The organism is Lysobacter avium, assembly GCF_015209745.1.
Classification (GTDB): Bacteria; Pseudomonadota; Gammaproteobacteria; order Xanthomonadales; family Xanthomonadaceae; genus Novilysobacter; species Novilysobacter avium.
In genome coordinates this window covers 668,599-681,662 of record NZ_CP063657.1, presented here as the reverse complement: position 1 = coordinate 681,662, position 13,064 = coordinate 668,599, and the positions used below count along the sequence as shown (strand labels likewise).

General features: G+C 67.7%; 11 protein-coding genes. 4 read left to right on the top strand and 7 right to left on the bottom strand.

The annotated features are described in order from the left end of the window. Positions 1-65: 65 nt before the first annotated feature. Positions 66-881, bottom strand: coding sequence for an SDR family oxidoreductase (locus INQ42_RS03025; RefSeq protein ID WP_194035083.1), 816 nt, complete (start codon positions 879-881; stop codon positions 66-68). A 93-nt stretch (positions 882-974) separates the two neighbouring features. Beyond that, entirely contained in the window at positions 975-1,661 is a 687-nt protein-coding gene (locus INQ42_RS03020) for a protein kinase family protein (protein WP_194035082.1), read from the bottom strand. 90 nt (positions 1,662-1,751) lie between these two features. Here INQ42_RS03020 and INQ42_RS03015 point away from each other — a divergent pair, with 90 nt between their 5' ends. Continuing rightward, on the top strand, positions 1,752-3,743 hold the full coding sequence (locus tag INQ42_RS03015) for a bifunctional DedA family/phosphatase PAP2 family protein (RefSeq protein ID WP_194035081.1): 1,992 nt from the start codon (positions 1,752-1,754) through the stop codon (positions 3,741-3,743). An 18-nt stretch (positions 3,744-3,761) separates the two neighbouring features. Here INQ42_RS03015 and INQ42_RS03010 read toward each other — a convergent pair whose 3' ends face one another. Genes INQ42_RS03010 through INQ42_RS03000 form a run of 3 tightly spaced genes read right to left on the bottom strand, consistent with a single transcriptional unit; the run spans position 3,762 to position 6,363 of the window. After that, complete coding sequence (locus INQ42_RS03010; protein ID WP_194035080.1) at positions 3,762-4,361, bottom strand: LON peptidase substrate-binding domain-containing protein; 600 nt, start codon at positions 4,359-4,361, stop codon at positions 3,762-3,764. Between the two features lie 9 nt (positions 4,362-4,370). Beyond that, the gene (gene mpl / locus INQ42_RS03005; protein WP_194035079.1) at positions 4,371-5,777 is read right to left on the bottom strand and encodes a UDP-N-acetylmuramate:L-alanyl-gamma-D-glutamyl-meso-diaminopimelate ligase; all 1,407 of its coding nucleotides are present in this window, start codon (positions 5,775-5,777) and stop codon (positions 4,371-4,373) included. Positions 5,778-5,784: 7 nt separating this feature from the next. Further along, positions 5,785-6,363 carry an adenylate kinase gene (locus tag INQ42_RS03000; RefSeq protein WP_194035078.1) on the bottom strand — a complete coding sequence of 193 codons (579 nt, stop codon included), beginning with the start codon at positions 6,361-6,363 and terminating at the stop codon, positions 5,785-5,787. Positions 6,364-6,523: 160 nt separating this feature from the next. Here INQ42_RS03000 and INQ42_RS02995 point away from each other — a divergent pair, with 160 nt between their 5' ends. Together INQ42_RS02995 and INQ42_RS02990 are read left to right on the top strand one after the other, a co-directional pair. Further along, positions 6,524-7,780, top strand: a complete 1,257-nt coding sequence (locus tag INQ42_RS02995) for a 6-phosphofructokinase (RefSeq protein ID WP_194035077.1) — start codon at positions 6,524-6,526, stop codon at positions 7,778-7,780. A gap of 75 nt (positions 7,781-7,855) precedes the next feature. Beyond that, complete coding sequence (locus tag INQ42_RS02990) at positions 7,856-9,883, top strand: sodium-translocating pyrophosphatase (RefSeq protein ID WP_194035076.1); 2,028 nt, start codon at positions 7,856-7,858, stop codon at positions 9,881-9,883. Between the two features lie 97 nt (positions 9,884-9,980). Here INQ42_RS02990 and INQ42_RS02985 read toward each other — a convergent pair whose 3' ends face one another. Both INQ42_RS02985 and INQ42_RS02980 read right to left on the bottom strand, forming a co-directional pair. Beyond that, a complete protein-coding gene (locus INQ42_RS02985) occupies positions 9,981-10,532 on the bottom strand; it encodes a hypothetical protein (RefSeq protein WP_194035075.1) in 552 nt (183 codons plus the stop codon). Between the two features lie 207 nt (positions 10,533-10,739). Continuing rightward, positions 10,740-12,278 (bottom strand): M91 family zinc metallopeptidase, encoded by a 1,539-nt coding sequence (locus tag INQ42_RS02980; protein ID WP_194035074.1) that lies wholly within the window; start codon positions 12,276-12,278, stop codon positions 10,740-10,742. 210 nt (positions 12,279-12,488) lie between these two features. Here INQ42_RS02980 and ppa point away from each other — a divergent pair, with 210 nt between their 5' ends. Further along, the gene (ppa, locus tag INQ42_RS02975) at positions 12,489-13,040 is read left to right on the top strand and encodes an inorganic diphosphatase (protein ID WP_194035073.1); all 552 of its coding nucleotides are present in this window, start codon (positions 12,489-12,491) and stop codon (positions 13,038-13,040) included. Positions 13,041-13,064: the final 24 nt, after the last annotated feature.

The window sequence follows — 13,064 nt, the reverse complement described above, 5'->3', positions numbered from 1 at the left end:
CGGACTCTCCTCATTGGCGCGAAAAATTGGCGCGAAAAGCGCGCGATGGATCGGTGTGGACCCGATTACAGGAACAGGTCGGGCAGGAGCTCGCGCGATGGATCGACCGCGTACCCGGAAAAGTCCTCCACTCCGGCCTCGGCCAGCACGTCGTCGTCGATCAGGAACTGGCCATGGAACCCGGCGGCCTCGCGCACCAGGACGGCGTGGGCGGCATCGGCGACGATCTCCGGGGTGCGGCAGCCCGCCATGTCGATGCCGGGAATCATGTTCAGGGCGTCGGTAGCGATGATCGTGCGCGGCCAGAGCGCGTTGACGGCGACACCCTGCGGACCGAACTCCGCCGCCAGGCCGATGGTCACGAAGCTCATCCCCATCTTGGCGAGCGTGTAGCCGGTGTGCGGGCCCCACCACTTGGGGTCCAGGCTGGGCGGCGGCGCCAGGCTGAGGATGTGCGGGTTGGCCGCCTTCAGCAGGTGCGGCAGGCAGGCCTGCGCGCACAGGAAGCTGCCGCGCGCATTCACCTGCTGCATCAGGTCGAAACGCTTCATCGGCGTGTCGAGGGTGCCGCGCAGCCAGATCGCGCTGGCGTTGTTGACCAGGATGTCGATTCCGCCGAACGCCTCCACGGTTGCCGCGACGGCGGCCAGGACCTGGTCCTCATCGCGGATATCGCACTTGAGCGCCAGCCCTTTGCCGCCGGCGGCGTCCACCTCGGCGGCGACCGAGTGGATCGTGCCGGCCAGCTTCGGGTTGGGCGTGGCGGACTTGGACGCGATGGCGACATTGGCGCCGTCACGCGCGGCTCGCAGCGCGATGGCGCGACCAATGCCGCGCGAGGCGCCGGTGATGAACAGGGTTTTGCCGGACAGGCTGGACATGGCAGCTCGACTGGTCGGGGAAGGCGGCCATTGTAGGCCGGCGTCCCTGGATCAGCGCCGTCGATCAGCCGCGTCGATCAGCGGATCGCGCTGTCAGGGCTGCGGGCCGCGGCCCTCGTTGTCTTCCCACTTCAGCAAGCGTCGGGTGACGAACCGATAGACCGGCTTGCCGGTGGCGAACCACGCGTCGCGCACCCACGAATGGCGCTTGAGCACGCGCCGCTCCACCGGCGTGATGTGCTGCGGGCAGTAAGTGCGCTTGTGCTTGAGCAGATGGCGCAGGTCCTCGCGTGCAAGCAGGCGCATCCATCGCGAGCGCGGGTTGCCGCGGACCGCCAGCTGGAAGTCGATGATGCCGGGGCGGCCGTCGTCCAGGACCAGCCAGTTGGCCTCCTTGGCCAGGTCGTTGTGGGCCAGCCCGCAGCGGTGCAATTGCCCCAAAAGCCGGCGCGCCTGGCGGAAGTAGGCCAGGTCGTCGTGCGGCGGCGCCAGGTACATCGGCGCGCCTGCCATATAGCTGCGGTCGAGGCGGCGTCCGTCCCAGTTGAGCAGAAGCGGCACGTCCTGCATGCCGATGACACGCTGCAAACCGCGGGCCTCGCGCCGCGCCAGCCACCACGCCGGCAATCGCAGCCACAGCGGCACATGACCCAGATCGCGGCGCACGAACACGCCCTGCGGCCCGCGCATCAGGGAGATGCGGCCGAAGCTGTCGGCCTTGAGCGCCTCGATCTCGACGGCTGCATCGGCGGTATCCAACGGAGGTTTGCTGACGGACATGGAGCGCAAGTCTACGGACTTGCCTCCAACGCGCGCCATGGTGGCCTCTTTGCATGCGCCCGTCGCGCTGGCCGCTGCCATAATGCCGCGATGAATCCCGCGTGGCTCGAAAGCATTACCGATTGGATCGGTACCCACCCCATCGCAGCCGGCGCGCTCATCTTCCTGATCGCCTTCTGCGATGCGCTGGTGATCGTCGGCATCGTGGTCCCCGCCCTGCCGCTGCTGTTCGCCGCGGGCGCGCTGATCGGCCTGGGCCACGTCAATGGGCCGTATGCGCTGGTATGTGCGGCCGCGGGAGCATTTGCCGGCGATGGCTTGAGTTACTGGTTCGGCCGCCACCTTGGGCCGCAGCGGCTGCGCGCGCACTGGCCGTTCCTGCGCTACCCGCAATGGCTGGATCGCGGCGAGACGATGTTCCGCCGCCACGGCGTCAAGAGCATCCTGATCGCGCGCTTCGTCGGCGCGGTGCGTCCGTTCGTGCCGGCCATCGCCGGCATGCTGCACATGCCGGTCAAGCGCTACGCGATCCCCAGCGCGTTCGCCGCGCTGGTGTGGGCCGGGCTGTTCCTCGCCCCGGGTTGGGTGCTCGGCGCTTCCTACGACGCGGTCGCAGCAGTGGCCGACCGCCTCGCGCTCGCCCTGGGCGGACTGGCGGTCGCGGTGGCGCTGGTCTGGGCGATGGTGCTCTACAGCTGGCGCTGGTTCGCCCAGAATGCCGACGTGTCGCTCGCGCGTTTGCTGGCGTGGACCCGCCGCCATCCCAAGCTGGGCCGCTACGCGCGCGCCCTGGTCGACCCCAACCGCCCGGAGTCCGCCTCGCTGGCGATGCTTGCGGTCTCCCTGCTGGCGATCAGCTGGGGCTGCTTTGCGCTGTTGGCGACCCTGCTCGCCAGCGGCGGCCCATTGGCGATCGACCACCACATCAACGCGGTGATGTACGGGTTGCGCAATCCGCTCGCCGATGGGCTGATGGCCGGTCTGGCGAGCCTGGGCGACATGCAGGTGCTGGGCTCCGCCGCGGCGGTGGCGCTGGCCTACCTGTTGTGGCGGCGGCGCTGGATGGCTGCCGCGCACTGGCTGGCCGCGCTGGTGTTCGGTTTGGCATTGACCGCGCTGCTGGAGGCGGTCATCGACATGCCGCGCCCGCCGACCGCGCCCGCAGGTTTCGGATTTCCGTCGGTCACGGTGACGATGACGACCATCGTGTTCGGCTTCTTCGCCGTGCTCATCGCGCGCGAACTGCCGGGGCGAAAGCGCGTCTGGCCCTACCTGCTGGCGGGTGTAATCACCGCGGTGGTGGCCTTCGCGCGGCTGTATCTGGGCGCGCACTGGTTCAGCGACCTGGTCGGCAGCGCGCTGTTCGGCCTGGTCTGGCTGCTGATCCTGGGGATCGCCTATCGCAGCCATGTCGCCCGCTCGTTCTGGATGCGCCCGCTGGCGGCGGTGTTCTACATCACGTTCATCGCCGCGGGCCTGTGGCACGCACCGGGCGCGGCCGACCGGCTGCTGCCCCTGTTCGAGCCTGCCGCGCCGACCACCTACGTGGAACGCGACAGCTGGTGGCGCGACGGCTGGACTAACCTTCCAGCGCAACGCAACGAAAACGACCCCCGCCGCCGCTGGCCGCTGGACGTCCAGGTCGCCGGCTCACTGGCGCCGCTGCAGGCCGCCCTGGAAGCCGCCGGCTGGCAGGTCCAGCCGCAGGCGGACTGGGCCGCGACGCTCAACCTGCTGGACGACGACACGCCGATTGGCGAGCAGGTGGTCCTGCCGGCCACCTTGGATGCGCACGCCGAAAGCCTGCTGATGCTCCATCCCGGGCGCATTCCGCACGAGCGCTATGCGCTGCGGCTGTGGTCGGCGCCGGTACTGCTGGAAGACGGCGCGCCGCTGTGGCTGGGCACGACCCAGACCCTGCACCTGGCCAAGCCGCTCGGCGCGGCGGTGTTGTGGCTGCCGCGACCACACGACGGCGAGGCCCACGCGCTGGTGACTGCCGCCCTGGAGGGCTTCGACATGCAGCAGGGCCTGCACCCAAACAACGGCGTCAACGTGCTGCGCGTGCGCACCGGGCCCTGACCGGCGCTGGACCCGGCCTCAGGTTTCGTCGGGCAACAGCACCAGCAGGCGGTCCAGGCGCTCATCGGGATCGTCGATCTGCAACAGCTGCTGGCGCTGCTCATCCTCCAGCGGCAACAGCTCGGCCAGCCGCCAGCCGATCCACGACGCGTCATCGAACAGGGCCTGATCGGCCTTGGCGTACTCGCCGCCGAAGCGCTCCAGGATGCCGCGCAACAAGGTCGACAGCAGCCCATGCTCAGGCGACAGCAGGGATACGGGCTCCGGCTCGCACCAGTCGATCCGGGCGACCTGCAGACCGTTGTCACGGATGTGCACATCGCGCACCCGGAACCGGCGTGTCCCGCGCACCTGCAGCGTGAGCAGGCCGTCTTCACCCAGGTCGAAATCCTCGATGCGCGCTTCGGTGCCGTAGGCCGCCGCGGCGCCCCGGGTCTTGCCGTCGCCCTCGTCCTCCAGGATCAGGCAGACGCCGAATCCCGACTCGTTGCGGCCGCACTCGCGGATCATGTCCAGGTAGCGCGGCTCGAACACCCTCAGTCCCAGCGGCGCGCCCGGCAGGAGCACCGTGGGCAGCGGGAACAGAGGGAGCGTCTCGGGAGCGGTTTCGATGGGCATTGCCCCAGCCTAGCGCAGTGGCGGCCGGTCCTGAAGCGCGGCCAGGAAGCGGCGCGGCGCATTGTCAAAACCGCCATTGGACATGAACAACACGTGGTCACCGGGCCGGGCCCGTGTGATCAGGTCGGCCACCAGGCTCTCGACGTCCGGCGCCGTGCTGCCTTCACCACGCAGTCCGGCGACCACCGCACCCGCGTCCCATGCCAGCTCGGGGCGATGCAGGAACACGACCGCGTCCGCCTGCGCCAGCGAAGGCGCCAGCGCGTCGGCATGGGCGCCCAGGCGCATCGAATTGCTGCGCGGCTCCAGCGCCGCGACGATGCGCGCGTCACCGACCCGCGCGCGCAGTCCCGCCAAGGTGGTCGCGATCGCGGTGGGGTGGTGGGCAAAATCGTCGTGGACGGTGACCCCGCCGCACTCGCCGACCCGCTCCATCCGCCGTTTGACGCTGCTGAACCCTGCCAGCGCCGCGAGCACGTCCGGCAATTCGACGCCCACCTGGTGCGCGGTCGCCAATGCGGCCAGCGCGTTCATGACGTTGTGCCGGCCCAGCAGGGGCCAATTGACTTCGCCCGCTTCTGCGCCGTCGTGGACGACGACGAAGCGGCTGCCATCTTCGGCCAGCAGACGGGCGGTCCAGTTGAATGCAAACGCCGGGGACACCGGAGCGACGGCCGCCGCGGCGTCCAGGCCGAAAGTCTGCACCGGCGTCCAGCAGCCCATCGCCAACACTTCGGCCAGGTGCGCGTCCTCGCCGTTGACGACCAGGCAGCCGCGACGCGGCACGGTCCGCACCAGATGGTGGAACTGGCGCTGGATCGCGGCCACGTCGGGGAAAATGTCCGCGTGGTCGAACTCCAGGTTGTTGAGGATCGCGACCAGCGGGCGGTAGTGGACGAACTTGCTGCGCTTGTCGAAGAACGCGGTGTCGTACTCGTCCGCCTCGACCACGAACTCGCGCCCGGTGCCGACGCGCGCGGAGACCCCGAAGTCCTCGGCCACACCGCCGATCAGGAAGCCCGGACCGCGGCCGGCGGCCTCCAGCAGCCACATCAGGATCGAGGTGGTCGTGGTCTTGCCATGCGTGCCGGCGACGGCGAGTACGTCCCGCCCCGGCAGCACGTTCTCGGCCAGCCACTGCGCGCCGGAGGTGTAGTCGCGGCCGTCATCGAGCACCTGTTCGACCGCCGGGTTGCCGCGCGAGAGCGCGTTGCCGACGACGATCTGGTCGCAGTCAGCGGAGATGTTGCCCGGCTCGTACCCCTGGCGCAGCTCGATGCCCAGCGTTTCCAGCAGCGTGGACATCGGCGGGTACACCGCCTGGTCGCTGCCTTCCACCTGATGGCCCAACTCGCGGGCGAGCGTTGCCACGCCGCCCATGAACGTACCGGCGACGCCAAGGATATGCAGTTTCATCGCGCGATCAGCCGACCTCGGGCACGGGCTTCAACGCCGAAATGATGCGTGCGAACACGTCGTCCAGCGAGCCCACGCCATCGACGACGCTGAGCTTGCCGCGCTGGCGGAAGAAGTCCACTACCGGCTCGGTCTGATCCGAATACACCTTCAGGCGCGTGCGCACCGACTCGGGCGTGTCGTCGGCGCGGCCTTCGGCCTTGGCGCGGCCGGCGATGCGCTCCACCAGCAGCTCGGAGGGCACGTCCAGCTGCACCGCGGCGTCCATCGGCTGCCCGATGCGCTCCAACAATGCGGTCAGCGCATCGGCCTGGGCCAGGTTGCGCGGATAACCGTCCAGGATGAAACCGCCCTTGGTGTCCTCCTGGGAAAAACGGTTTTCCAGCATGCCCAGCAGGATCTCGTCGGAGACCAGTTCACCGCGGGCCATCACTTCCCTGGCCTCGATGCCCAGCTTGCTTTCGGCGGCCACCTCGGCGCGCAGCAGGTCGCCGGTGGAAATGTGCGGGACCTGCAGGTGTTCCTTCAGGCGCACGGCCTGGGTGCCCTTGCCGGAGCCGGGGGGGCCGAGAAGTACCAATCGCATCGCTGTCTCCTGTGTCTGAATATGGCGCTGGCCAGGGCTGTGTACCTGGGCCACACGGGGCCGGCGCTACACTCGCAGCAGCCTCTCAACCAGCCCGGCAAACGGCAATCAGCTTAACGCATCCTTGCCGGCCGCCGGCATTCATATTCCTGGAATCCCCATGCCTTCTGGAACACTGCTCTACGCCCAGTCCGGCGGCGTCACGGCCGTCATCAATGCCACCGCCTCGGCCGTCATCCAGACCGCGCGCAAGCGCAAGGTCAAGGTGCTGGCCGCGCGTGACGGCATCCTTGGCGTGTTGCGCGAGCAGCTCATCGACACCTCCAAAGAGTCGATCGCCGACATCCGCGCCCTCGCCCACACCCCGGGCGGCGCATTCGGTTCGTGCCGGCTCAAGCTCAAGTCGCTGGAAGAGGATCGGGCGAAGTACGAGCGCCTGATCGACGTCTTCCGCGCCCACGACGTGCGCTGGTTCCTCTACAACGGCGGCAACGATTCGGCCGACACCGCCTTGAAGGTCTCCCGCCTGGCCGCCGAGTACGACTACCCGCTGCACTGCATCGGCGTGCCCAAGACGATCGACAACGACCTCGCACTGACCGACTGCAGCCCCGGATTCGGCTCGGCGGCGAAATACACCGCGGTGTCGGTGCGCGAGGCCGCACTGGACGTCGTGGCGATGGCGGAGACCTCCACCAAGGTCTTCATCTACGAGGCGATGGGCCGCCACGCCGGCTGGCTGGCCGCATCGGCCGGGCTGGCCGGCGAAGGTCCCGACCAGGCGCCCCATCTCATCCTGTTGCCGGAGCGGACCTTTGACGAGGCCGATTTCCTGGCCAAGGTGAAAGCCACCGTCGAGCGCGTCGGCTATTGCGTGGTGGTTGCCAGCGAAGGCATCCGCGACGCCGATGGCAGGTTCATCGCCGACGCGGGCGGTCGCACCGATTCGTTCGGGCACAAGCAGCTTGGCGGCGTCGCCTCGCACCTGGCCGGACGGGTGCAGGACACGCTGGGTTACAAGGTCCACTGGGCGCTGCCGGACTACCTGCAACGCTCTGCGCGGCACCTGGCGTCCAAGACCGATCTGGAGCATGCGCAGGCCGTTGGCACCGCCGCGGTGGAGTACGCGCTGGACGGAATGAACGCGATGATGCCGGTGATCGTGCGCACCGCCGATGCGCCCTACCGCTGGAAAGTGGAAGCCGCGCCTTTGTCGAAGATCGCCAACAAGGAAAAAACCCTGCCGGCCGGATTCATCCGCCGCGACGGCTATGGGATTACCGCCAAGGCGCGGGCCTACCTCGGCCCGCTGATCCACGGCGAAGCGCCGCCGCCGTATGGCGCGGACGGGTTACCCAGGTACGTCACGCTGAAAAACGTGGCCGTACCCGCATTGCTTGCGCCCTGGCACGAATAAGGGGTTTCACGCTGTGCCATAGTCGCGGGGCAATCGGAAATTCCACGTAGTCCACTTCTATCTGGGGAGGAGTTCATGCTGGAGCATTACGGTCTGTACCTGGCGCTTGGCTGCGCTGTCATCGCGATCCTGTACGGGATCATCTCGGCGCGTTGGATCAACGCGCAACCCGCCGGCAACGAACGCATGCAGGAGATCGCGGGGGCGATCCAGGAAGGCGCACGCGCGTATCTCAACCGGCAATACCTGACCATCTCCGTTGCCGGGGTGGTCCTGTTCGTTTTGATCGCCCTGATGCTGGGCTGGTGGACGGCGGGCGGTTTCGCATTGGGCGCGATCCTGTCGGGCGCGGCCGGCTATATCGGAATGAACGTGTCGGTGCGTGCCAACGTGCGAACCGCCGAGGCCGCAAGGCGCGGCATCGGTCCGGCGATGGACGTGGCGTTCCGTGGGGGTGCGATCACCGGCATGCTGGTGGTCGGACTGGGCCTGCTCGGCGTGGCGGGATACTGGCTGCTGCTGGCCAGCAGGGGCATCGTCGGCGAGCCGGCTTTGCACGCCCTGATCGGGCTGGCGTTCGGATCATCGCTGATCTCGATCTTCGCCCGGCTGGGCGGCGGCATCTTCACCAAGGGTGCGGACGTGGGCGCGGACCTGGTCGGCAAGGTCGAGGCCGGGATTCCCGAGGATGACCCGCGCAACCCCGCGGTGATTGCCGACAACGTCGGCGACAACGTCGGCGACTGCGCGGGCATGGCGGCCGACCTGTTCGAGACCTACGCGGTGACGGTGATCGCCACGATGCTGCTGGGCTACCTGATGGTGGACCAGGTCGGCCCCAATGGCGTGCTGTATCCGCTGGTATTGGGCGGCGTGTCGATCATCGCCTCGATCATCGGCACGCTGTTCGTCAAGGTGAAGGCTGGCGGCTCGATCATGGGCGCGTTGTACAAGGGGGTGATCGTGTCGGCCGTGCTTTCGGCGATCGCGTTCTACCCGGTGACCACGATCCTGATGGCCGACTTCAGCGGCGGCACGATCAACCTGTACCTGTGCGCGCTGGTGGGGCTGGCGCTCACCGGCGCGATCGTCTGGATCACCGAGTACTACACCGGCACCCAGTACAAGCCGGTGCGCCACATCGCGCAGGCATCGACCACCGGCCACGGGACCAACATCATCGCCGGGCTGGGGATCTCGATGAAGTCCACCGCCTGGCCGGTGCTGTCGGTGTGCGCCGCGATCTGGGCCTGCCAGATGCTCGGTGGCCTGTACGGCATCGCGACGGCGGCAACGGCGATGCTCTCGATGGCGGGCATGATCGTCGCCCTGGATGCCTATGGCCCGATCACCGACAACGCCGGCGGGATCGCCGAGATGGCCGACCTGCCGCCGGAGGTCCGCGACATCACCGACCCGCTGGACGCGGTCGGCAACACCACCAAGGCGGTGACCAAGGGGTATGCGATCGGTTCGGCCGCGCTGGCGGCACTGGTGCTGTTCGCCGACTACACGCACAACCTGCAGACCCACAATCCGGGCGAGATCTTCACCTTCGACCTGTCCGACTACCGGGTGATCATCGGCCTGCTGATCGGCGGCCTGATTCCGTACCTGTTCGGTGCGATGGCGATGGAGGCGGTCGGCCGCGCGGCCGGTGCGGTGGTGGAGGAAGTCCGCCGCCAGTTCCGCGAGATCCCCGGGATCATGGCCGGCACCGCCCGGCCGGACTACTCGCGCGCGGTCGACATGCTGACCAGGTCGGCGATCAAGGAGATGATCCTGCCGTCACTGCTTCCTGTCGCGGTGCCAATCGTGGTGGGACTCGTACTGGGTCCTGTGGCACTAGGGGGCGTTCTCATCGGAACCATCGTCACCGGGCTGTTCGTGGCGATCTCGATGACCACCGGCGGCGGCGCCTGGGACAACGCCAAGAAGTACATCGAGGACGGCAACTTCGGCGGCAAGGGCAGCGAGGCCCACATGGCCGCGGTGACCGGCGATACGGTCGGCGATCCGTACAAGGACACCGCCGGCCCGGCGATCAACCCGCTGATCAAGATCATCAACATCGTGGCCCTTCTGATGGTGCCGCTGCTTTGATGGGCGGTCGCGCGTAACTGCGTAAAGCAGTAAAAAAAAGCCCCGCTTCGGCGGGGCTTTTTCCTGGGCGGCGTTCACTGGATTGCCGCGTGGACCGTCAGCGCGAGGACTCCACAAACGCGCCACGCTCCAGATCGAACCACGCCGTGCACAGGCGTTGCTGGCTCTCCACCACGGCAAACGAGGCACGCCACAGGTCGATGCCGGCGGCCTTCTCTCCCGCGCTGAAATCAGCTTCGGTGAAGGGCGCGACGCCCACGCACCAGCGCAGCCGGTCGCCTTCAAGCGACATCGGCAGTGCGAACTCGAAGCTGCCTTCGATGCTGGCCCCTGGGGCCACCTTGGCCGCCAACGGCGTCGGCGGAGAGGTCGGCGCCGGCGTCGGCAACGGCAAGGCTTCGTGGCTGATGGTGACGCCGCCCTCCTCGTCCACGGCGAAGAACGGTGTCGGCACCGCGCCCGCGGCGTGCTGGCGCGAGAGCACCGCGTGGCGATCGCCGCGATCAAACACGGCCAGCGGTGCATCGCTGGCGTTGTCGATCCGGTACGCCACCTTCAACAAACGCTCCGATGGCGAATAGTCGAAGCTGGCTTTCACAGCCGCGAGGGTTCCAGTGGCTTCGGTGCTGACGGCGCGGCTTGCAGACATTGAATCAGGCTCCGGAGCTTTCGAGGATGGGTCGACCACGCCAGCCGGTTGGGTCGGCCCCACGACACCCGATACTGCCGGCGTCGCTGCGCACGCACAACCCGCTGCCAACACGACCACTGCGGCGAGGGCCGCCGCAGTGGTCGATCGTGGCAGGGGTCGGCCGTTACGAAGATTGGTCATGCAGACTCCGCGTTTGGCCCGATCTTACAGGGTGTAGTTCGGCCGGTCCGGCAAGCCCAGCTCCTGACGGAAGCCGTTCTCGGTCAGATGATGGGGGTTGGCGGTGGTGGGCGGCGTGGACGGATCACCGTCGAAGTCGAAGGCGGGAGCGCTGGTCTCCAGACCAACCGCCTGGCGCTCCGCGTTCGGCACGCTGCCCGAATCCGGGCCTTCGCCGCGATAGGTACCCGGCTGGAAGGTGCCGGTGACACCGTTATAGGCATGCGACATCTCGTGGTAGAGCACGCCGATCGGGGTCGGGAAGGCGTCCATGTGGAAGCTCGGGTTGTAGCTGATGGTCACGTTGCCGCCAGCACCCGCGCGACCGTTGACGATGTCCGCGTCGCGGCTGAAGGTCTGCGCGTAGCCGTTCTGCTCGCTGGCGAGCTCACGGATGGTGACGACGTTGCCCTTCTTCTCGGCCGCCGCGTCGAACTCGGCCAGCATCTTCTGCCCGACTGGCGAGGCGCGCAGCATGTCCAGCTCCGCACCGATGCGCTGGGTGAACGCCTCCGAGCCCTCGACCTTGATGCTCTGGCCCAGCGAGGGGTCGATCTCCACGTTCACCACGGTGTCGTTGGCTGCGGTGGCGGAATTGATCACGTTGCCCACCGACTGCGCATGGATGACGTTGTTGCCGCCCGCGGTGTCGACCTTGTTTTTGCCCGAGCCGGTGTAGATCACGTCGTTGCCGGTGCCGCTGCGGATCACGTCGTCGCCGCGCCCGCCGGAGATGATGTTGTTGCCGTTGCCGCCGTGGATGACGTCGTTGCCCGCTCCGCCTTCGATGAAATTGTCGCCCGCGCCGCCGTGGATGGTGTCATCGCCATCGCCGCCGTGGATCACGTCGACCGCGCCGCCGCCGTGGATGGTGTCATTGCCGCTGTTGCCGAAGATGTCGTTACGGCCACCGGTGGTAATGATCGTGTCGTCACCGGCGCCGCCGTCGATGCGGTCATCGCCCGCGCCGGTCTGGATGAAGTCATTGCCATCGCCGCCGTCGACCACGATGTTGACCTTGACGTTTGGGGCTACGCAGATCACGTCGTCACCGGCACCGGCGCGGATGGTCAGCTCCTGACTTTCGCCCAGACGCATCTCGTACTGCTCGCCGTTGACGGTGACATCCAGGGTCCCGTCGTCGCGCTGGCCGACGTTGACTCGGTCATCACCCGCGCCGGTGGTCAGCACCAGCTGGTCACTGCTGACGTAGGTTCGGCCGTAGCCGGCGTCGGCCATGGTCTGCTCGCGGGTGATCTCGACCTGCTCTCCCTTGTGGATCTCGGCGCGCTCGACGGTCTTGCCGTCCGGCGTGCTGTCCGGCGGCAACGGCTTGCCACGCGAGCTGCCCTGGATCTCCACCGCATCGGCCGATTTGCCCTTTCCCTCGCCCACCGGATCGGCGGTGGAGACGCAGGTCGGCGGCGCGGCTTCACGCTCGGCAGGGTTGTTCCAGTAGTCGTTCGACTGCAGGCGCGGATCGGTGTGGGACTGGGTGGCGGACGGGTTGAGCGACAGGGACATGTCAGGTACCGGTTCAGTGGACTTGCCCTATAGATACGCACTGGTACGGAGCGCGCCAAGCTGGGGCATACCCGAGGGCGATCCGGCCGCCAAACCAAAAAATCCCTTGAAGTGCCGGCAGCATTGCCGTTGCTGCATCGCAGCAGCTGGACGGGTAAAATGGCCGGCTTTCCCGGCGTCGCAACCGACGCCCTACCTCCTGGAGCAATCATGGGTCTGGACCACGTCACCACCGGCGACAATCCACCGGAAGAAATCAACGTCATCATCGAAATCCCGAAGGATGCCGAGCCGGTGAAGTACGAGGTCGACAAGGAATCGGGAGCGATTTTCGTCGACCGCATCCTGTCCACGCCGATGCGCTACCCGTGCAACTACGGCTACGTGCCCAACACCCTGTGTGGGGATGGCGATCCCGCGGACGTGATGGTCATCCTGCCGCTGCCGCTGATCCCGGGATCGGTCATCCGCTGCCGCCCGGTGGGCGTGCTCAACATGAGCGATGAGGCCGGCAAGGACGAGAAGATCCTCGCGGTGCCGGTCGCCGCGGTGTTCGCCGGTTACGCCCACATCCACGACATCGACCAGGTGAGCCCGCACTGGTGCGAGCGCATCGGCCACTTCTTCGAGCACTACAAGGATCTGGAGAAGGACAAGTGGGTCCGGCTGGACGGCTGGGGCAACGCCGCCGAGGCCAAGGCCGTGCTGGTGGATGCGATGAAGCGTCACCAGGCGGACGTAGAGGGCGCGCCTGCGCGCTGATCCGCGTCCTTCGAAAGTGGACGA